The following is a 19903-nucleotide window of genomic DNA, read 5'->3' as shown; positions in this document are numbered from 1 at the left end:
TAGGGGCTGTTGACATTTCATAATGGTAACCAAATAAAGATGCAAGCTAAGGCAACAGAATTTTCATAGCTTTGCTTTAGCTTATCATAGCGTGTGGCAATGCCTCTAAAGTGCTTTAATCTAGCAAAGGCATTCTCAACTAAATGCCTGATTTTATATAAATACCAATCCATATGATCATGATTTGATAGTGTATTGGATTTCTTAGGAATATTGGCTTGAGTACCCGTATTTTCTATCTGTTCTCTCAAGGATTCAGAGTCATAACCCTTATCTGCACATAGAGTTTCTGTCTCGTTTAGGTAGAGGCTATCAACTAATTTAGGTGCCACTTTTACATCGTGGGTCGTGCCATCCTCTATTAGAAACTGAACAGGGTTCCCATGAGCATCAACAGCCAAATGAATTTTAGAACTGTTTCCACCGATACTTTTTGAAATAGCCTGATTTTTAATTCCTGTAGCATGTTGATGAGCTCTCACATGACTAGCATCAATAAATATCCACTCTAGGTCAGCATCAGATGAAATTAACTTAAATATTTTTAATAGCTTATTATCTTTCGACCATCTAGAAAATTTCTTGAATATGGAGTTTGGCTTTCCAAAAGTGGCGGGTAAATCCCGCCATGGGCAACCTGTACGGATTCTATAAAGAATAGCTTCAATAAAATTACGAAGATTTTGTTTGAGATAAATACGAAAATTACGGAAAATAGTTTCTAACTTAGACCAGTGTTGATCAGTCAACATTGTACGAGGCATAGCGAGGAGTAGATTTGGTTTGGCGATTAAATTTTACTTTCTCGCTATTTTTTTTGCACAGCAAATGTCAACAGACCCTAATTTAAACTAGTTTTTAGGATGAATTTTACACTGAACTTTTTTTGGTTCACTGTCAATTTAAAATAGGTTAAATAAATAGGGGGGAAATGTAAAAAAGGAAAAGTAGCTTAAACTCGCCACTTTTCCCATCAATATTACAATGTGTATAAGTTAAATTTTATCCACAATTTATTGAATAACGCCACAAGCAATACGATCACCTCCGCCACCTAATGGTTTAGGATCATCAGAATAATTATCGCTACCTGCATGAATCATTACAGCTAAACCTTGAGTGTCTTGAAGTGTCAAACGAGGTGCAAGAAGTGTTACTTTTGCAGTTCCATCATTCTCTACATTCAATAATGGTAAATCACCCATATGTCCTGTCAGTGGGTTGCCGTGATTGCCTACTTTAAGCGGATTGTAGTGACCACCTGCGCTAAGTGCTGCACCAAGCTTGCCATCTTTTTCAGCAGGTTCACATGAGCCATTTTCATGAATATGGAAACCGTGTGGACCAGATGGAAGGTTGGTTAAATGGGTTTTAATAATTAAGCCAGCAGCACTATCTTGTAATTCAATAGAACCAATTTTGGCATTAATACCATCGGCAGAAACCGCATTCATGGTTACTGTTTTTTTATTTTCAATTTGAGATGGCGTAGAAATACAGCCAGTAAATAAAAATGAGCCTGTCAAAGCCAATAGGCTAAGCTTGAATATAGATGACATGCACTCTATTCCTTTGATGTTATCGTTTTTTATTCAAACAAAGGAATAGGGAGAATGTGTGGATTTTTAAGTGTTTTAATGTACAACACTTTTCACTTATTTTTTGAGTGTGTCGCTATCGTCTTGAGTAGAGTCTTGCAGTTCATCATCTAAGTCATAAGCCAAAGTTCCTTTAGGCATAAGGATAGGTTCTGGTTGTGCTTCATGTAACCATTCACGCCAAATAGCTAAAAGTACTGCAAGTATGACAGGCCCAATAAATAAACCAACCATTCCAAAACTTGCTAAGCCACCTAATACGCCAAACATAATAAGTAAGAATGGAATTTGTGTTGCACCAGAAATAACCAATGGACGAATTACATTATCGGCAGTACTTACTACACAAACGCCCCATGCCATAACGCCAACAGCTTCTATAGCATGTCCTTGAGAGAACAACCATAAAGAAACAGAGGTATAAGCAACAGGAGGGCCAAAGGGGATAAGTGCAAATAAGAAGGTAACAATGGTAAGTACCATAGGGTTAGGTACACCTGCAACAAAGTAACTTACGCCAGCTAACAGCGCTTGAGCAACAGCAGTTAAACCTACGCCATAAACAACGGCACGAGTCGTATCTGAAATAGTTGAAATATAGTGATGAATTTGAGGACCAACAACTTTTTCAAATGCTTGACGGACTTGGTTTAGAATGGTTGGACCATCTCTATAGAAAAAGAATAAAGACATTACAGAAAAGCACAGTTTGAAAATGTTTTTACTAACTTCATTGAGTACAACTTTTCCGTAATTTAGATGACCTTGAATCCATGCTGAAATATTTTGAATAATACTATTAGGATCTTGATTAATATCATTCAGTGTTCGTGTGACTTCTTTGCCAATTAAAGGAAGTTCTCGTACAAAGTCAGGTACGCTTAAATGACCTGAAAATACTTGTCTTTGAAGGGATAGATATAAATTTCGTCCTTCATGTTGTAATAGGAAAATTGCACAAATAACAGGAATACCAATAACCAGTACCACCAAAATAATCATGATGGTTGCGCTTAAAGTTGGTTTATTTTTTCCACATGAATTTAGAATTCTTTGATATAAAGGCCATGTCATGTAAGCAATAATGGCAGCCCAAAGTACAGGTACAATAAAGTATTTTAGAACATCAAAGCCTAAATAAAGGAGAATGAAAAAAAGACCAAATAACAATATTTTTTGTATTGTTGGAGCATGTTTTTGTACTGAATTCACTGAGTTATTCCTTAATTCATAAGCCATATTAACTCAAAATAAATCTTCCGCAAATGCATGCTGAAAAAGTAATGATGAATAACTTTTATGACCTATGCCTGAATACTATGAAGCTGTTTTACTTGGGTTTAGAACCACTCACTCGGATCTTCAATAATTGCTTGTAAAACAGGCTGCCATTGCTTTTGAATTTCTACAAAGTTCTTTTGTGTTTTATCAAAAATACTTAAACCTTGCATAGCCAATTGACCATAAGCGGCACGTTCTGAAATCCAAGAAATAGGCGCTTGTTCAACTTTAGCAAAGAAATCTTGCATTTCTTTTGAGTTCATACCATTTGGCTTTACTCGGTTTGCAAGCAGAAGAATTTTAACTTTTCCTTTGCGAATACGCTTAATGTCTTGTAAGTGTTTTAAGAAACGACGTGTACTATCAATATCAAAGAAAGAGGGTTGTAGAGGAGTAATAATGGCATGAGCTTCACTCACAAGTTGCTCTGCATGCTCACCTGAAAGTGCGCCTGGTGCATCAATAATTAAATATTCAATATTTTTAGGAATATCACCCATAGATTTTTCATATCGCCAATCGAGGCTTGTAATAGGTGCCGCAGTTTGAGGCCGCTGTTTAAGCCATTGACGTGCAGATTTTTGATTGTCTGCATCGGCTAGCACAACGCGGTATCCTTTTTGTGCTAAAGCCGAAGCTAAACTAATCGCTGTAAGTGTTTTTCCACAACCGCCTTTTTGATTTGCAACGAGTATTGTTTTCATGATTCGACTGATAAAGAAAGATATAATTCTGCTTACAGCTAGCATATCATTGTTTATTGGTAGAAATATCACACAACACAAAAGTTATATACAGTCTTATTCATTTGATTATTAAAAAACTAGGAAAAGATAATGTCCATTTGGATGGCAATGTTAATTGGTGCATGTATTGGAATTGTGCTTACAACACTTATTTTAAGTGGTTCTAGAAATGGTCGTATTAAAGCAGAATATGAGCAATATATTGCGGAGCTAGAGCTAGAGCATAAACAAGCGTTAATACATGCACAAAAACGTAGTGTGAATACAAGCCGTGCGGTACTCAAAGGAAAAATGGCAGAACAACTGGCACCCATTATGCCAGAGTTTCAATATTTACCGAGTGATGCAAAATTTCTTGGTGATCCTGTCGATTATGTTGTTTTTGATGGATATACAGATTTCAGAGATGGCGATGGTTATGCCGAAGATATAGAAGTTGTCCTCATTGATATTAAAAGTGGCGGAGCAAGATTAACGAAGGGACAACAAGCAATTGAACAAGCCATTAAAGAGGGGCGAGTTCGTTTTGAAACTATTCGCATAGATTTTGATCACTAGAAATACTCCACATAAAACTATAAATAGATGAGTATTGTTACGAAAAATATAAATTTTTATCTTAAACTAGGTTTAAGATAAAAATGATATAAAGTTAAAGACAGTAAAATGAACAGCTTAAATAAGTTCATGTGGTGTTGTTAAAATAATTGAAATTGGTGAGGTGCTTATAATGAAACGTTTATTGTTGAGTATGTTATTTGTGGGTTCAATGCTACAAGTGACAACACATGCATCTACGGCATATAACATCGCCAAAGGTTTAGATCCTGTAGAAAGTACGCAATCGATTGCGCCATTAAAAGATTTTAAAGGTGATTTTCGAATTTTGGGTTCAAAAATTTATACAGATGATGAGCAAGCAAAATTTTCTCCCATTGATTATGCCGTAAGTTGGGGGGTGTTTGCACAGCCTGAAATTGCAAGCCAAATTTATGTAAGACAATACGACCGCTTTTTAAATTGGAAAATGGATAAAGTGCCCGTTCCAAAAGAGTTAGCAGTACAAATGGTGTCGAATATGCACATCATTCCAGCTAATCCTGAAATTGCAAAGGAAATTAAACTTGTTAAACGAGGTGATTTAGTTCGTTTAAAGGGTGAGTTAGTCGAAATTAAAGATAAAGATTTAGTATGGACATCATCGCTTAGCCCAACAGATACGGGTGACGGTGCTTGTGAGGTTTTTCGTGTGAGTTCAATTCAGTGGATTGAAAAAGTTTAATGATTGGATTTAAGTATGTCATCAAAAAACCGCTTTAAATAAGCGGTTTTTTGATGACTATATTTTAATTATTTTGCTGTTAACGCATTACCTTCAAAGCTAATACCATCCCAGCCATGAATCATGAATTGGCGGATATTTTGATGATCTATTGCTTCAGGTGTTGCAAGTACAGAGGCGTAGTGTTCTGCAAATAAACTTAAAGTTTGAGCTTGATCTAGATCGTTTAGTTGGGCAAAAGAAAATACTTTCGCGCTGCCTTGGTTTTCAGTTGCAGCATTGGCTTGAGCACCATTTTTAAAAGCAGTTGCTGTGTGCGTAAAGCGTGCTTCAATAAATGCAATTACGTCAGAAAATTTTGCAGTGCCTGCTTCAAGTTGAGCCAATAGTTCTTGAGCCATGATTCTCTTTGTCCTTTAAAAATCGTAAAAACCTTGTCGACTATAACAATTTTTTCATCAAATTTAATCATTCAAATTGAGTTTTAGTGCTATAAATAAATGCAAAATATAAATGATTGTTTTTAATACATCATGTGAAATATAAGTCGGATGGAATATGAATTGGTTATTGGTCGCGCTTGGTGGGGCAATCGGTGCAACTTTTCGCTATGGCGTAGGTATGTGGTTTTTAAAGCCGACAGGTTTATTTCCGTGGACAACATGGCTCGTCAATTTGTTAGGTTGTTTTCTTGCAGGTGTTTTTTTTGCCTTTAGCCAAAAGTTTTCAATTTTACAAAATGAAGCACGCTTATTTTTAATGGTGGGTGTTTTAGGTGGATTCACAACATTTTCAAGTTTTGGTTTAGAGACCTTTCAACTGCTTAAGCAAGGGCAAACTGCATTAGCTTTCGCTTATATGTTCAGCAGTCTTATTTTGGGTGTGGTTGTATTAGCGATTGGTTTTTACATTTTTCAATTTATTTTACAAAGTAAATAATTCAAAAAATTAAAAAAGCCTAAGATCTGGAGTCTTAGGCTTTGGGGTTATTTAAAAATAACGCTATTTTCTTAAAATTATCTGAACAACTTGTTATCGTTTGAAACGGGCAAAGCGTTTATTGAAGCTTGCCACACGTCCTTCATTTGAAGTTTGACGTTGTTCACCTGTATAGAACGGGTGAGATGCACTTGAAATATCCAACGTAACGTATGGGTAAGTTTTGCCTTCGTATTCTTTGGTTTGGCTTGTTTGTAAAGTACTTCCAATCACAAAAAAAGCATTGGCATTGGTGTCGTGAAAAAGTACATCTCTATATTCTGGATGGATATTCGGGCGCATAGAATTATTTTCATTTAAAGATATAGTAGAAATGTTATAACATAACAATAATGATGTAAAGTGATCCTTTTTTACAGATTGTAAAAAAGGACTTATAGAGGAAATTAAGAGTTACGTGGTGGTACTAGTTCATCAAATAAATCGGTTAAATTATCTTTCACTTTCAAGTGAATTAAATTCCAATATTGACCTGAAACAGTTCGATTCACCATTAGTGTATCTGGCGAAGGTTTGAATACATCCCAGTATTTTAAAGAGCGTTTGACAAGTTCTACACCATCATGATGCGCTGTGTTTTCAGCAAAATCATAGTTGGTTATAAGAGGGCGCATGAGCACTTCTAGCCATTCTTCATAGAGTTCTTGTGGGAACTTACCTTGCTCTGTTAAAGAATTTAGTTCATCTAATCGTTGTTCAAGTTCAGGAATATTGTGTTCACGAGCTGCATTTATTAAGTTTTTAAATGTGATAACAATATCATTTGGAAGCGTTTTTACACCGCCATAATCGTAAATGATGACATAACCATCTTCACGGAATGCAAAGTTGCCAGGGTGAGGGTCGCAGTGGAATCGTTTTAAATAGAAAATTTCTTGTCCAATGGCTTTAAATAAACGACGACCTAACTCATTGCGTGTTTCTTGTGACCATGTACTTGCAGTTTCAATGCTTTCACCTTGTTCTAAACTTAAAGTTAAAATATGGCGAGATGAATATTCAGAAAAGACACGTGGAATAATGATTTTGCTATCAAGTGCTGTATGGAAGGTACGTGCAATTTCTAAGTTTTGGGCTTCAATTTGATAGTTAAGTTCATTATCTAAACTTTCTTGAATTTCTTTAAAAAGTTGATCTTGAAGTTTACGATCAATTTTTAAAACACCCATAAGACGAAGAGCTAAGCGCACTTGTTTTAAGTCACTTTCACAAGCTTCATCCACCCCAGGATACTGAACTTTGACGACCACTTGTTCACCACTAGGTAAAGTCGCTTTATGTACTTGTCCAATAGATGCAGCTGCAAATGGTGTTTCATCGACATGTTTAAAAATTTGATTGAGTGGTTTGCCTAATTCTTTTTCAATTTGCTTTTTGATTTCTGCAAAAGGCATAGCAGGGGCTTGGCGCTGTAGTTTTGAGATTGCTTTAGCAACTTCAGGTGGGAATATATCTTTATATTGAGAAGCGATTTGCCCAACTTTCATCACAGCACCTTTCATTTCACCTAAGGTGTCGGCAATTTGTAAGCCAATTTCTTGGAACATTTGGCTACGTGAAGCATTTTTCTTATCTTCATCGGCTGTTAAGTTTTTAATGGAATTGGAAACGGTTTTTGTCGCAATACTTGCTGTCATACTCGCAAGTTTCATAAAGCGACGACCCGGGGTACTTGCCGATTTAGCCATTGATGTTCCTCAAGATCATCTTTTTTCTCTGTCTTTGATAATAAGTCTTGAATAGCAAATTGCCTACTGTATTTTGTTAAGATGATGGATAGTTTATGAATTTTTAGTAGAAAACATAAAAAAGCCGACACGCTGGTCGGCTTAAATTTGATATGGTTTTAAGAGTTAAAGCGCAAGGAAAGACGTTTATTATTAAAGTATAAACGTGAAATTAAAAGTACACAGGCAATGCTTAAACCAACAATAAGACCAACCCAAACACCTGCTGCACCCATAGGGGTAAAGCGAGCAAGATAAATCCCAATAGGGAAGGCAATTATCCAATAGGCAAGCATAGTAATCCACATTGGCCCTTTAGTATCTTGCATGCCACGTAAACAGCCTGCTGCACTTACCTGCCATGAATCCATAAGTTGATAAGCAATTGCAAATAATACGAGATAAACCGCAATTTGGGTCACGTCATAATCATTGGTATAAAACGATACAATTTCAGTTCGGAAGAACCAAAGTAAACTCATTGAAATAAGAGCAAATACTGTTCCTGTTGCTAAGCCTACAAGTTGGACTTTACGCATCGCAAAAATATTCTTTTCGCCATAATAAGTTCCAATACGAATAGTCAGCGCAATGGCAAGTGACATTGGAATCATAAAGAGTTGAGAGGTAATTGAAATTGCAATTTGGTGCGCTGCAACAGTCACTTCACCAAGTGGGCTAAGTACAATCGCTGCGGTGCTAAAAATACTCACTTCAAAGAAAATAGCTAAGCCAATAGGAAAGCCAAGTGCCAAAATACGTTTAACCCAATGTTTATTAATTTTTTCAAAAAGGGCAAAAGGTTGCGATTTTTGATACGCAGGTGCTTTTAAAATATAGAGTGCTAAGGTAATAAACATGAGCCATTGCAAAATAGAAGTGGCAAAACCACAACCTGCAGAACCTAACTCAGGGATTGGTCCAAGTCCGTACATGAAAACAAAATTCAGTGGAATAAGTGCAACAAGAGCAACCAAACTAATGACAGTGACAGGACGAGGATGACCTAATGCTTCGGAATAGCCACGTAATGCCCCATACATGGTGACCGCGGGCATACCTAAGCCAATGGCATGTAAGAATAAACTTGCTTTTGGAAGTAATGCTTCGGGAACACCAAATAAAGGAAGTAAAAATGGCATCGTTTGTAAAATCAAACCTGCAATAATTCCTAAAATAAGTGCAACCCATAAAGATTGACGAGCAATGGTTGCAATTTTTTCAGGCGTACGTGCACCTTGGGCTTCAGCAACCAAAGGTGTAGTTGCAATCATAATGCCACTAAAAAGTAGCATAATTGGAATCCACAAGCCCACACCAACGGCAATAGCCGCAAGGTCATTGGCAGATAAATGTCCAGCCATAATCGTATCAATCAGACCAAAACCTGCTTGAGCAAATTGAGTGATTAAAATGGGGATCATTAATTTAAATAATTGTTTTAACTCGTAACTTGTACTTGTAACTTTAGACACTAAAAAAACTCTTAAATTGGTGCTTAGTACTTAAAAATTAGCGTTGTAAAGTGAGAAGCACACCAATGAAAATCACGATACCACCGAAGAAACGTTGCCAGTTAATAGGTGTTTTATGAATACCCAATAGACCGAAATGATCAAAAATCATAGATGTTATAATTTGACCAAAAATAATTAAGCCTGAAAGTGTAAGTAAACCCAATTTAGGTGCAGTAAAGAGGCTCATACTAATCGCATAAACACCTAAACATCCACCAATCCATAAATACCAAGGCATAGCAATTAAATCGCTAAAATTTGGTTTGGATGAATTTTCAACAAACACTAAAACGCAAAGTAGTATTGTACCAATCAAAAATGAGAAAAGGGCAGCTTGTAAAGGAGTTTGTACATAATCGCGTAGTTGAGTATTAATTGCGGTTTGAAAGGTCAAAGCAATACCAATAGCAAATGCAAGAGGAAGGAATAAAATAAGCTGACTCGATATTTTCATCATTTTTAGCAGTCTATTTTTTATGTAATTTTCATCAGTTTAAAGCAAATACCAATATATTTCATGAGCTATAGAATCACTCATGGTAAAATTCATAAAGTCTTACTTTTTGAGCATTCTCCTTGTCTGAGCTAAACCCTGCAAATATTCCATTATCTTTATATATTCACATGCCTTGGTGTGTGCGAAAGTGTCCATATTGTGATTTTAATTCGCATGCGGTACCTGATGGAAAATTGTCTTTAGACTTAGAAGAAGAGTATTTGAGAGCATTGGTTGAAGATTTCAAAACTCAAATAGATTTTGCACAAGGGCGTAAAATTCACAGTGTATTTATTGGTGGTGGTACACCATCGCTTATTTCTGCAAAGGGTTATGAATGGTTATTTGCTGAGTTAAAAGCATTATTACCTTTTGAAGATGGTTGTGAAATTACTTTAGAAGCCAATCCAGGAACAGTTGAACATGATCCTTTTGCAGGATATTTAGCGGCAGGGATTAATCGTCTTTCTATTGGTGTGCAAAGTTTTAATACAGATCATTTGCAGAAGTTAGGTCGTATTCACTCAAATAATGATGCAATTTCTGCAATTAAAAATGCCAAAGAAGCAGGTTTTGAGCGTGTAAATGTCGATTTAATGCATGGCTTGCCAGAGCAAACTTTAGAACAAGCTTTGTTAGATTTAAAACTTGCAGTTGAAAGTGGAGCAACGCATGTTTCTTGGTATCAACTGACTATTGAACCCAATACCGTATTTTTTAGAACACAGCCCATTTTACCTGTAGATGATGTTTTAGAAGATATTCAAGAGCAGGGTGAGGCATATTTAATTTCGCAAGGTTTCGTGAACTATGAGGTTTCTGCTTGGCGTAAAGAAAAACCTTCTGCGCATAATTTAAATTATTGGCAGTTTGGTGATTACCTTGCAATTGGTGCAGGTGCGCATGGAAAAGTGACACAAAAAGATGGTGTGTATCGTTTCCAAAAAACACGTTTGCCGAAAGATTATTTAGCTAAAGTTCCTGCTGAGCATTTGCAATATAAACGCATTGAAAAAGATGATATGCCGTTCGAATTTATGATGAATGCACTTCGTTTGAATCATGGGGTAGATGCCAAACTTTATACTGAACGTACAGGTTATAGCTTGAGTGATTTGTCTGATTTATTAGCATCATTACGTAAGCGTAAACTCATGGTAAATGATGAAAACCGAATTTCATGTACTGAGCAAGGTCATGTATTTCTAAATTCGGTGTTGGAAGAGTTTTTATAAAAAACTATTTATTATCAATAAAAAAGACCGCTTAAGCGGTCTTTTTTATGTACATGCAAATTAGTAATCGAAACTAAAATGTTCAGGTGCAAGCGATGTCATCGATTTTGATGGGTTAATCATTGCTTCTGCATGACCTTGAGTGCGTGGCAACATACGTTCGAAGTAGAAATCAGCAACTTTAATTTTTGCTTTATAGAATTCAGGAACGTCAGCGCCATTGCCTTCAGCCAATTTTTCAGATGCTACAGCAGCTTGCTGAGCCCAGAAGTAAGCCATCATTACATAACCAGAGAACATTAAGAAATCTACAGATGCAGAAGATACGATGTCACGGTCTTTACGAGCAGCAAGCATTAAACGAACGGTTAACGTATTCCATTGAGCACAAAGTTTTGTTAAGTCCCAAGCAAAACGACGCATGTATTTATTACGAGCATGTACACCACAGAACTTCAAAATTTCCGCTGTGTAGTCACGAATAACTTTACCTTTAGAAGATAAAAGAACTTTACGACCAATTAAGTCTAAAGCTTGAACACCAGTTGTACCTTCATACAGCGTAGAAATACGAGAATCACGAACAATCTGTTCCATACCCCATTCTTTAATATAACCATGACCGCCATAAATTTGCATGCCGTGGTTTGCTGCTTCATAACCCAGTTCAGTTAAGAAACCTTTTAAAATTGGTGTAAAGAAACCAAGGTGTTCATCATGCTCTTCAAATGCAGCTGTATCACCACGAAGTAGAGCATCATTCATTTTATCTGCAAGTTGAGCTGCATGATAAATCATAGAACGACCGCCTTCAGCGATTGCTTTTTGTGTGAGTAACATACGGCGTACATCTGCATGATGAATAATGGCATCGGCTACTTTTTCAGGGTCTTTTTTACCTGAAAGCGCACGCATAGACATACGATCTTTGGCATATGGTAAAGCACCTTGGAATGCGAGTTCAGCATGTGCAATGCCTTGAATTGCTGTACCAATACGTGCTGTGTTCATAAATGTGAACATAGCATGTAAACCTTTATTTGGCTCACCAATTAAATAGCCAGTTGCCGCATCAAAGTTAAGAACAGCAGTTGCTGATGCACGAATCCCCATTTTATGTTCTAAAGAACCACATGTCACAGGATTACGATCACCTGTAGCACCATCGGCACTTGGTAAGAACTTAGGTACAATAAATAATGAAATACCTTTTGTGCCTGCGGGTGCATCTGGTAGGCGTGCAAGAACAATATGAATAATATTTTCTGTTAGGTCATGTTCACCCGCAGAAATAAAGATTTTTGTACCTGAAATGGCATAGGTACCATCTGCATTTGGTTCAGCTTTCGTTTTTACTTGCCCTAAATCTGTACCGCATTGAGGCTCTGTTAAGCACATTGTGCCAGCCCAAGTACCTGCAACTAAATGAGGAAGATATGTATTTTTTTGCTCATCTGTACCAAATTGCATAATGGTGTTAATACAGCCAACACTTAAGCCTGGATACATTTGGAACGACCAGTTTGCCGTACCCATCATTTCAGATTTAATTAAATTTAAAGATTGCGGTAAGTTCTGACCACCGAATTCTTCAGGATAAGATAAACCTTGCCAACCACCTTGAACAAATTGGTCATAGGCTTCTTTAAAGCCTTTCGGTGTTTTAACTTCGCCATTTTCAAAATGACAACCTTCTTCATCACCAGGTTGGTTTAAAGGAGATAAGATGTTTTCACAAAAATCTGCTGCACCTTCTAAAATCATATCAATGGTTTCAGAATCTGCATATTCACCGTTAGAAAGAGTTTGATAATGTGCAGGGAAATTAAAAACTTCATTCATTAAAAAGCGAATGTCGTGTAAGGGAGCTTTATACGCTGGCATATGTTTAATCCTACTATATAAATTGTTTTGGATTATCTAAGTCGATGTTTTGATTATTCACATCTACAGTAAAATTACATTGATAGTTGAAGCTATTAAAAATGTCAGAAAGGCGAATTCATCATGTAGATAAAAAGAAATGATGATTGATTTTATGCTTTCTTTTGCTTGCTATTTAATCTGATACTAGCGTGTAAATCTCATGAAAAATAGTCAATTCATGCAAAAGTCGTATCAATTCTGTACACATTTATTTTATTTATTTAGACTAATAAAGCGATGTCAGAAAAACCAATACGTTTTCAGGTGATCTGCCATGAAAAAAGAGCCACCAAAGTGACTCTTAAAATTATTATGTGAATATTATAAAAAATCTTTAAGGTTCGGTTTAATTCCATTCCAAATTGAAAAAGATTCAATTGCTTGACCTATAAGCATTCCAAAGCCTTCTGAGGTTGGTACGCCACGTTCTTTGGCTTGATCTAAAAATGAAGATGGTTTTCCATATGCCATTTCATAAGCATATTTAAATTGTAATGTTTCTGGTAAAACAAGAACATCTCCACTTAAACTTGCAGATGTTGCATTAATTACAATATCAAAATGACCCGCTAAATCTGTGAGTGCAATCGCTTGCAGTTCTGCTTGTGGAACAGCATCTTTTAAATCGGCAACAAGTTGTTCTGCACGTGCCAAAGTACGGTTTGCAATCACGATTTTTTTCGTACCTGCATGTACCAATGGATAAATTACGCCACGTGTTGCACCACCAGCGCCAAGAATTAAAATATCGGTATTTGCTAAATTCCAATCTAATGCACGAATGGCATCGACTAAACCTTGACCATCTGTATTATCGCCATGAAGTTTTTCATCTTGCATCCATAAGGTATTTACAGCTTTAGCAATTTGGGCGCGTTCAGTTAAAACAACACATTTGGAAAAAGCTTGTTCTTTAAAAGGTACGGTAACATTCATACCAATACCACCTGTATTAAAGAATTCTTCTACGCTCGTGTCGAAACCATCGAGTGGGGCAAGGCGTTTGCTATAAAGCAAATCAATTCCTGTTTTTTTGGCAAAAGCATGGTGAAGTTCAGGAGAACGTGATTGCTCAATTGGGTTGCCAATTACAGCGAATTGTTTAGTCATTACGCATTATCCTTGTGCTGAAAGGACATTCAATATACGTGAAAATGCGTAATCTAAAAAGTCGGAAAAGAAATAGATGAAATTGCAGATTTTTATGAGTAAGTTTTATTTGCTTGGGTTACAAATATCGATAATTGCTTCAAATAGCATTACGACAGCAATAAGAAATAAGGCAATACCTGAAAGTACACTAATAGTAATTGATACGCTATCTGATAGGTTGTTTTCAAAAGCAAGCGTTACACTTAAAGAACCCACTAAAAGAATGAACATTCCAAGAAAAGCGAGGGTATTTTTATTTATTATTTTATTCATGATTAACGTCCTTTAATGGCTTAGGCATAATGTGCCATTCAAGTGTTTCAATAAGGTGAATAGCTGTAAAAATCTAACGAAACTTGTTTTATTAAACAATAATCAAGTGAAAGATGATAGTTGTATTGTGTGAGTAAATATATCTAGATATAAATAATAAAAGCATATGCAAAGAACGCCCCAATTGGAGCGTTCTAAGTGATTTTATTTAAATACTTTATTTTAAAATTTTGAGCCAATCTTGCGGTTTTAAATAAAAATTGGTCAGGCGTTTTTCTGCTGAATTTTCATCCCATTCAGGGCGGTATGACCAACCTGCAAGCGGAGGCATGCTCACTAAGATCGATTCAATACGACCACCAGTTTGTAAGCCAAATAATGTACCGCGGTCATAAACCAAGTTGTATTCTACATAACGACCACGACGATATAACTGGAAGTCACGTTGAGCAGGTGTGTAGGGTTTGTTTTGATTGCGTTCGAAAATGGGCACAATGGCTTCTAAATAGCCATTGCCCACGGCCTGCATGTATTTAAAGCAAGTTTCGAAATCCCATTGATTTAAATCATCAAAAAATAGCCCACCTACGCCACGTTGTTCATCACGATGCTTTAAGTAGAAATAGTCATCACACCATTTTTTATGTTCATCATAAACGTCATCCCCAAATGGTGTACATAAATCATGAGCGGTCTGATGCCAAGATAATACATCTTCATCATTTGGATAAAATGGGGTTAAGTCGAAACCACCACCGAACCACCAAATTGGATCTTGTCCTTCTTTTTTAGCGACAAATAAACGTACGTTGGCATGTGAGGTGGGAACATTTGGGTTTTTAGGGTGAATTACCAAAGAAACACCCATTGCTTGTGCTTTTGCGCCCGCAATACTTGGATGGCGTTCTGTTGCTGAAGCGGGAAGTTTTGAAATGTTGATGTGGGAGAACATCACACCACCTTTTTCAATAACCATTCCATCTTGTAAAACACGTGAGCGACCACCGCCACCTTCAGGGCGTTCCCATTCATCAATAATAAATTCAGCAGAACCGCCACCTACTTTTTCTTGTTGTTCTAGGCGTGCACAAATACGTGCTTGTAAGTCAGTTAAATAATCACGAACACGTTGAATATCGGCTGAAGTAGGATTTTGCATCGCGACCTTCATCAAGAATTTTAGATGTACACATCAAAACATAAATTGCATGAAATATTAAAGAGATTTTCCCGATGTTGAATATTGGATGTTTAAAATACTTAAAAAAATTATGGGTATTTATCGAGGTGTTGTAATATTGATGTGAGCCAATCACAATATGTGAAAAATTGGTTTAAGATACATAAAATAGTGGTCACAACTTCGCCAAGAGTGGGTAATTATGGGTGCTTCTTTAATTCAAAAATATAATGTTCCAGGACCACGCTATACCAGTTATCCAACCGTTCCATATTGGGATAATGGCACTTTCTCTGCTGAATTGTGGCAACAAAGTTTAGTGAAATCTTTTCAAGAATCGAATGATTCAGAAGGGATTAGTCTTTATATTCATTTACCATTTTGTGAAAGCTTATGTACTTTCTGTGGTTGTCATAAACGTGTGACTAAGCGTCACGAAGTCGAACAACCGTATATTCAAGCAGTACTAAAAGAATGGGATTTATACTGCAAAGTTTTGGGTGAAACACCGCAAATTAAAGAAATCCATTTGGGTGGGGGAACGCCCACATTTTTTTCTGTTGAGCATATTCAACAACTTATTCAAGGTATTTTGGCTAAAGCGAAAATTGCAGATCAGCATGAATTTAGCTTTGAAGGTCATCCAAACAATACAACAAAAGAACACTTACAAGCGTTATATGATTTGGGTTTTCGCCGTGTAAGCTATGGCGTTCAGGACTACAATGAAAAAGTTCAAAAAGCGATTCATCGTATTCAGCCTTATGAAAATGTAGAACGTGTAACGCAGTGGGCGCGTGAAATTGGTTATGAATCTATTTCACATGATTTAGTATTTGGTTTGCCATTTCAAAATTTGGAAGATGTTTTAAATACCATTGATCAAACGAAAAAATTGACACCAGATCGTTTAGCATTTTATAGCTATGCACATGTGCCATGGATTAAAGGTAATGGTCAGCGTGGCTTTAAAGATGAAGATGTGCCAAAAGATGAATTAAAACGTCAATGCTATGAAGAGGGTAAAAAGAAATTACTCGAACATGGTTATGCTGAAATTGGGATGGATCATTTTGCATTGGTGGGTGATGGAATGTATCAGGCATTTCATGCAGGGACATTGCATCGTAACTTTATGGGTTATACCGCATCTAAAACGAAATTGATGATTGGTTTAGGTGTTTCTTCTATTTCAGATAGTTGGTATGGCTTCGCACAAAATGAAAAAGTGCTTGAAGATTATTATGCACGTATCGAAAACAATGAAATTCCAGTATTTCGTGGTCACATTTTAAGTCAGGAAGATTTGATTATTCGTAAACATATTCTGAATTTGATGTGTACGTTTAAAACGTCTTGGCAAGAACCACATTTATACTTCTCTGAGATTTATGATGTGGTTAATCAACTAAAAGAAATGCACAAAGATGGGTTGTTGGAATTTGGTGATCATGAAATTTATGTCACCGAAAAGGGAAAACCTTTTGTGCGGAATATTTGTATGGCATTCGATTTACGTATGAAGCGAAAAGCGCCAGAGACCAAAATTTTCTCAATGACGATTTAAGCCCTCCTTTAAAAGCCTCCCTTTAAAAAGGGAGGTTAGAGGAGTTTTTTTTTGAGAATTTAAATATACAACTTAAAAATCTTCTTTTTGATACATGTGTGACATACGATCATGTTTGGTTTTTAAATATTCTTCATTGTGTGGGTTCAAACCAACGGTTAAAGACACACGATTCACCACATTAATTCCTAGATCTTTTAAAGCTTGAATTTTAAGTGGGTTATTTGTGATCAATTGAACTTCTTTTACTTTTAAGTGATCGAGCATGATATTACACATATCATAACGGCGTGCATCGGCAGGTAAATTCAACATTAAGTTGGCATCGACTGTATCATGACCTTGATCTTGTAATGCATAAGCACGAATTTTGTTGGTTAAACCAATACCACGACCTTCTTGACGTAAGTATAAAATTACACCTTGTCCTGCTTCATTAATCAGCTTTTGAGTTGCTTGTAATTGTGGTCCACAATCGCATTTTAGAGATGCAAAAGCATCGCCAGTTAAGCATTCTGAGTGAATACGTACAAGTACAGGAGCTGTTGGTGCTATGTCCAAACCTTTCGAAAGTGCGACATGTTCTTCACCCGTTTCAGGGTCTTGAAAAACTGTAATTTTAAAGTCACCGAAAGCGGTTGGGAGTTTAGATGTTGCAACAAATTCAATAGGCACTGTTTAACCTGTTAAAACTATATTTATTGATTAAAGTATAGCGTAATGCTCAGACATTAGTAGAAAAGCTCATAATAATTTACGGATAAGATTTTCTTTTTTGTATAAACAAGACAATAATAGTTGATAATTAGTAGAGTTATTCAGGATAATCTACGCACCTAATATTGTACTCAACTGAAAATCATTGCTCAAAACTACATCGCTAGAGCTGTGGCTGATTGAAGGTGATACCATTCGATTATATGATCGATTAATTCCCATTGACCTAGCTTAATATTTGCCAGGCTTTAGAAGGCTTTGCCACATTATGTTGTATACCGAAATACCAACTTGTCGCCCTGTAACACCATTGCTTGATGGTATTGACCATCCACAGCAATTACGTTTACTCGCGCAAAGCCAATTAGAAAAGTTGGCAGATGAGTTACGTCAGTACATTTTGTACGCAACAGGACAAAGTGGTGGTCACTTTGGCGCAAACCTTGGTGTTATTGAACTTACAGTTGCTTTACATTATTGCTTCAACACGCCTAAAGATCGTTTAATTTGGGATGTTGGTCATCAAGCTTATCCGCATAAAGCATTAACGGGGCGTCGTGAAGAACTTACAACAATACGCTCTAAAGATGGTTTAGCCGCTTTTCCTGCGCGTGAAGAATCTGTATTCGATACATTTGGTGTGGGACATTCATCTACTGCTATTTCAGCAGGTTTAGGTATGTCTTTAGCACGTCGTTATCAAAAAGATCCATGTGAAGTTGTTGCTATTATTGGTGATGGTGCGATGACAGCAGGCATGGCTTTTGAAGCGATGAATGATGCAGTCGCGCACAATGCAGATCTTATGGTTGTCTTAAATGACAACGATATGTCAATTTCATGTAGCACAGGTGGTTTTGCTAAGCACTTAGCTGCTATTTGGGAACGTGGCGAATCTGTCAATATTACAGAGCAAGGCGAGGCATTTGTTCAGTCACATCCAGAGTGGACTTACAACTCTCGTTTACACGAATCGGCAACCGATGCAGCAGATAACTTGTTTAAAGCGATTGGTTTCGATTATTTTGGTCCTTTCGATGGACATGATGTTAACCAATTGGTTCAAGTGTTTAATGCGCTTAAAAAACGTAAAGGTCCACGTTTAGTTCATATTTATACCGTGAAAGGTAAAGGTTTTGCTCCAGCAGAATCTGACCAAATTAAATATCATGCTATTTCAAAAGTTAATTCAGTCGCTTCAACTGTAAAAGCACCTAAATACTCAGATGTATTTGGTCAGTGGCTTTGCGATGAAGCCCAACAAGATCATCGTTTGTTAGCAATTACTCCTGCCATGTGTGAAGGCTCAGGCATGGTTAAATTTGCCAAAGAATTTCCTGAACGGTTTTTTGATGTTGCAATTGCAGAACAGCATGCAGTGACTTTAGCTGCAGGTATGGCATGTGAAGGTCTAAAACCGGTTGTTGCGATTTATTCAACATTCTTACAACGTGGTTATGATCAGCTTGTACATGATGTTGCATTACAGAATTTAGACGTTACTTTTGGTATTGATCGTGCTGGTTTGGTGGGCGAAGATGGCCCAACACATGCTGGTGCATACGATTATGCATATATGCGCACCATACCAAATATTGTGATTATGGCGCCTAAAGACGAAAACGAATGTCGTCAAATGTTACATACTGCATATCAGCACAAAGGGCCTGCCGCTGTTCGTTATCCACGAGGTGTAGGTCTTGGTGTTGAAATTCAACAAGTCATGACTGCTCTGGAAATTGGTAAGGCTGAAATTCTGACAACATTGAATGATCAGTATGATGAGTATGTTTCAATTCTAGCTTTTGGTAGTCGTGTTCAAGCCGCTTTAGATGCAGCAGAAGTCATAGCCGAAAATAATGAAATTGCAGTACGTGTAGTAAATATGCGTTTTGTAAAACCATTAGATGAAGCACTGATTAATGCTATTGCAGAAAGCACATCATTATTTGTGACTGTTGAAGAACATGCTGTTATGGGTGGGGCGGGTAGTGCTGTAAATGAATATCTTGCAAAAGCAGGTATTGTTAAGCCAATTTTAAACTTAGGCTTAGATGATACATTCATGCACCAAGCAACACATGAACAGATGTTACAACAAGCTGGGCTCGATGAAAAAGGTATAGAAGCCTCTATTCAACAGGCTTTGCAAAGAATTACAACGACCGTTTCATTGTAATATTTAAAATTTAGCAACATTTTTCAAC

Annotated in this window: 20 protein-coding genes; 6 read left to right on the top strand and 14 right to left on the bottom strand. The window is 36.7% G+C overall.

What is annotated here, in order from left to right:
* Positions 1 to 17 precede the first annotated feature (17 nt).
* The 4 genes from AC5YDH_RS08055 to AC5YDH_RS08040 all read right to left on the bottom strand — a co-directional run bounded on the left by AC5YDH_RS08055 (position 18) and on the right by AC5YDH_RS08040 (position 3583).
* A complete protein-coding gene (locus tag AC5YDH_RS08055; protein WP_496116939.1) occupies positions 18 to 764 on the bottom strand; it encodes an IS5 family transposase in 747 nt (248 codons plus the stop codon).
* Between the two features lie 249 nt (positions 765 to 1013).
* A complete protein-coding gene (gene sodC, locus AC5YDH_RS08050) occupies positions 1014 to 1559 on the bottom strand; it encodes a superoxide dismutase [Cu-Zn] SodC (RefSeq protein ID WP_496118395.1) in 546 nt (181 codons plus the stop codon).
* A 96-nt stretch (positions 1560 to 1655) separates the two neighbouring features.
* Positions 1656 to 2810, bottom strand: coding sequence for an AI-2E family transporter (locus AC5YDH_RS08045; RefSeq protein WP_496118393.1), 1155 nt, complete (start codon positions 2808 to 2810; stop codon positions 1656 to 1658).
* Positions 2811 to 2938: 128 nt separating this feature from the next.
* Positions 2939 to 3583: a ParA family protein gene (locus AC5YDH_RS08040; protein ID WP_496118391.1), complete on the bottom strand. Its 645-nt coding sequence runs from the start codon at positions 3581 to 3583 to the stop codon at positions 2939 to 2941.
* A 132-nt stretch (positions 3584 to 3715) separates the two neighbouring features.
* On the opposite strand from AC5YDH_RS08040, the gene AC5YDH_RS08035 reads away from it, so the two are divergent.
* Positions 3716 to 4183, top strand: coding sequence for a Holliday junction resolvase-like protein (locus AC5YDH_RS08035; RefSeq protein WP_496118389.1), 468 nt, complete (start codon positions 3716 to 3718; stop codon positions 4181 to 4183).
* 193 nt (positions 4184 to 4376) lie between these two features.
* Positions 4377 to 4907, top strand: coding sequence for a hypothetical protein (locus AC5YDH_RS08030; protein ID WP_496118406.1), 531 nt, complete (start codon positions 4377 to 4379; stop codon positions 4905 to 4907).
* Between the two features lie 68 nt (positions 4908 to 4975).
* Here the strand turns inward: AC5YDH_RS08030 and AC5YDH_RS08025 are convergent, their stop codons facing one another.
* Entirely contained in the window at positions 4976 to 5308 is a 333-nt protein-coding gene (locus AC5YDH_RS08025) for a HopJ type III effector protein (protein WP_496118387.1), read from the bottom strand.
* A 157-nt stretch (positions 5309 to 5465) separates the two neighbouring features.
* Between AC5YDH_RS08025 and crcB the strand changes: the two genes are divergently transcribed.
* Positions 5466 to 5846, top strand: coding sequence for a fluoride efflux transporter CrcB (gene crcB / locus AC5YDH_RS08020; protein ID WP_496118385.1), 381 nt, complete (start codon positions 5466 to 5468; stop codon positions 5844 to 5846).
* A 93-nt stretch (positions 5847 to 5939) separates the two neighbouring features.
* On the opposite strand, the gene AC5YDH_RS08015 is transcribed toward crcB, so the two are convergent.
* The 4 genes from AC5YDH_RS08015 to AC5YDH_RS08000 form a co-directional block, all read right to left on the bottom strand.
* On the bottom strand, positions 5940 to 6188 hold the full coding sequence (locus tag AC5YDH_RS08015; RefSeq protein ID WP_496118383.1) for a type B 50S ribosomal protein L31: 249 nt from the start codon (positions 6186 to 6188) through the stop codon (positions 5940 to 5942).
* A 104-nt stretch (positions 6189 to 6292) separates the two neighbouring features.
* Positions 6293 to 7594, bottom strand: coding sequence for an ABC1 kinase family protein (locus AC5YDH_RS08010; RefSeq protein WP_496118381.1), 1302 nt, complete (start codon positions 7592 to 7594; stop codon positions 6293 to 6295).
* A gap of 158 nt (positions 7595 to 7752) precedes the next feature.
* Positions 7753 to 9057, bottom strand: coding sequence for an MATE family efflux transporter (locus tag AC5YDH_RS08005; RefSeq protein ID WP_496118405.1), 1305 nt, complete (start codon positions 9055 to 9057; stop codon positions 7753 to 7755).
* An 88-nt stretch (positions 9058 to 9145) separates the two neighbouring features.
* Complete coding sequence (locus AC5YDH_RS08000) at positions 9146 to 9607, bottom strand: DMT family transporter (protein ID WP_496118379.1); 462 nt, start codon at positions 9605 to 9607, stop codon at positions 9146 to 9148.
* Between the two features lie 119 nt (positions 9608 to 9726).
* Between AC5YDH_RS08000 and hemW the strand changes: the two genes are divergently transcribed.
* Positions 9727 to 10881, top strand: coding sequence for a radical SAM family heme chaperone HemW (gene hemW, locus AC5YDH_RS07995; RefSeq protein ID WP_496118378.1), 1155 nt, complete (start codon positions 9727 to 9729; stop codon positions 10879 to 10881).
* Between the two features lie 60 nt (positions 10882 to 10941).
* Here the strand turns inward: hemW and AC5YDH_RS07990 are convergent, their stop codons facing one another.
* The 4 genes from AC5YDH_RS07990 to hemF all read right to left on the bottom strand — a co-directional run bounded on the left by AC5YDH_RS07990 (position 10942) and on the right by hemF (position 15391).
* On the bottom strand, positions 10942 to 12765 hold the full coding sequence (locus AC5YDH_RS07990) for an acyl-CoA dehydrogenase C-terminal domain-containing protein (protein ID WP_496118377.1): 1824 nt from the start codon (positions 12763 to 12765) through the stop codon (positions 10942 to 10944).
* A 363-nt stretch (positions 12766 to 13128) separates the two neighbouring features.
* Positions 13129 to 13917, bottom strand: coding sequence for a shikimate dehydrogenase (gene aroE, locus AC5YDH_RS07985; RefSeq protein ID WP_496118376.1), 789 nt, complete (start codon positions 13915 to 13917; stop codon positions 13129 to 13131).
* Between the two features lie 105 nt (positions 13918 to 14022).
* Positions 14023 to 14232, bottom strand: a complete 210-nt coding sequence (locus tag AC5YDH_RS07980) for a hypothetical protein (protein ID WP_496118374.1) — start codon at positions 14230 to 14232, stop codon at positions 14023 to 14025.
* 217 nt (positions 14233 to 14449) lie between these two features.
* A complete protein-coding gene (hemF, locus tag AC5YDH_RS07975) occupies positions 14450 to 15391 on the bottom strand; it encodes an oxygen-dependent coproporphyrinogen oxidase (protein ID WP_496118372.1) in 942 nt (313 codons plus the stop codon).
* Between the two features lie 223 nt (positions 15392 to 15614).
* Between hemF and hemN the strand changes: the two genes are divergently transcribed.
* A complete protein-coding gene (hemN, locus tag AC5YDH_RS07970) occupies positions 15615 to 16979 on the top strand; it encodes an oxygen-independent coproporphyrinogen III oxidase (protein ID WP_496118370.1) in 1365 nt (454 codons plus the stop codon).
* A gap of 72 nt (positions 16980 to 17051) precedes the next feature.
* Here hemN and ribA read toward each other — a convergent pair whose 3' ends face one another.
* Positions 17052 to 17654, bottom strand: coding sequence for a GTP cyclohydrolase II (gene ribA / locus AC5YDH_RS07965; protein ID WP_496118368.1), 603 nt, complete (start codon positions 17652 to 17654; stop codon positions 17052 to 17054).
* 310 nt (positions 17655 to 17964) lie between these two features.
* Between ribA and dxs the strand changes: the two genes are divergently transcribed.
* Positions 17965 to 19875: a 1-deoxy-D-xylulose-5-phosphate synthase gene (dxs, locus tag AC5YDH_RS07960; protein WP_496118367.1), complete on the top strand. Its 1911-nt coding sequence runs from the start codon at positions 17965 to 17967 to the stop codon at positions 19873 to 19875.
* Positions 19876 to 19903: the final 28 nt, after the last annotated feature.

The sequence above is a fragment of the Acinetobacter sp. FY683 genome (assembly GCF_059515885.1).
This window is presented reverse-complemented; position numbering and strand designations above follow the sequence as displayed.

What these genes read in the sequence shown, in the direction of transcription:
- AC5YDH_RS08030 (WP_496118406.1), top strand. Translation starts at nt 4,377, where the DNA reads ATGTTATTTGTGGGTTCAATGCTACAAGTGACAACACATGCATCTACG.
- sodC (WP_496118395.1), bottom strand. Translation starts at nt 1,559, where the DNA reads ATGTCATCTATATTCAAGCTTAGCCTATTGGCTTTGACAGGCTCATTT.
- aroE (WP_496118376.1), bottom strand. Translation starts at nt 13,917, where the DNA reads ATGACTAAACAATTCGCTGTAATTGGCAACCCAATTGAGCAATCACGT.
- crcB (WP_496118385.1), top strand. Translation starts at nt 5,466, where the DNA reads ATGAATTGGTTATTGGTCGCGCTTGGTGGGGCAATCGGTGCAACTTTT.
- AC5YDH_RS08040 (WP_496118391.1), bottom strand. Translation starts at nt 3,583, where the DNA reads ATGAAAACAATACTCGTTGCAAATCAAAAAGGCGGTTGTGGAAAAACA.
- AC5YDH_RS07990 (WP_496118377.1), bottom strand. Translation starts at nt 12,765, where the DNA reads ATGCCAGCGTATAAAGCTCCCTTACACGACATTCGCTTTTTAATGAAT.
- hemN (WP_496118370.1), top strand. Translation starts at nt 15,615, where the DNA reads ATGGGTGCTTCTTTAATTCAAAAATATAATGTTCCAGGACCACGCTAT.
- AC5YDH_RS08010 (WP_496118381.1), bottom strand. Translation starts at nt 7,594, where the DNA reads ATGGCTAAATCGGCAAGTACCCCGGGTCGTCGCTTTATGAAACTTGCG.
- AC5YDH_RS08055 (WP_496116939.1), bottom strand. Translation starts at nt 764, where the DNA reads ATGCCTCGTACAATGTTGACTGATCAACACTGGTCTAAGTTAGAAACT.
- AC5YDH_RS08015 (WP_496118383.1), bottom strand. Translation starts at nt 6,188, where the DNA reads ATGCGCCCGAATATCCATCCAGAATATAGAGATGTACTTTTTCACGAC.
- AC5YDH_RS07980 (WP_496118374.1), bottom strand. Translation starts at nt 14,232, where the DNA reads ATGAATAAAATAATAAATAAAAATACCCTCGCTTTTCTTGGAATGTTC.
- dxs (WP_496118367.1), top strand. Translation starts at nt 17,965, where the DNA reads ATGTTGTATACCGAAATACCAACTTGTCGCCCTGTAACACCATTGCTT.
- AC5YDH_RS08025 (WP_496118387.1), bottom strand. Translation starts at nt 5,308, where the DNA reads ATGGCTCAAGAACTATTGGCTCAACTTGAAGCAGGCACTGCAAAATTT.
- hemF (WP_496118372.1), bottom strand. Translation starts at nt 15,391, where the DNA reads ATGCAAAATCCTACTTCAGCCGATATTCAACGTGTTCGTGATTATTTA.
- AC5YDH_RS08035 (WP_496118389.1), top strand. Translation starts at nt 3,716, where the DNA reads ATGTCCATTTGGATGGCAATGTTAATTGGTGCATGTATTGGAATTGTG.
- AC5YDH_RS08000 (WP_496118379.1), bottom strand. Translation starts at nt 9,607, where the DNA reads ATGATGAAAATATCGAGTCAGCTTATTTTATTCCTTCCTCTTGCATTT.
- AC5YDH_RS08005 (WP_496118405.1), bottom strand. Translation starts at nt 9,057, where the DNA reads ATGATCCCCATTTTAATCACTCAATTTGCTCAAGCAGGTTTTGGTCTG.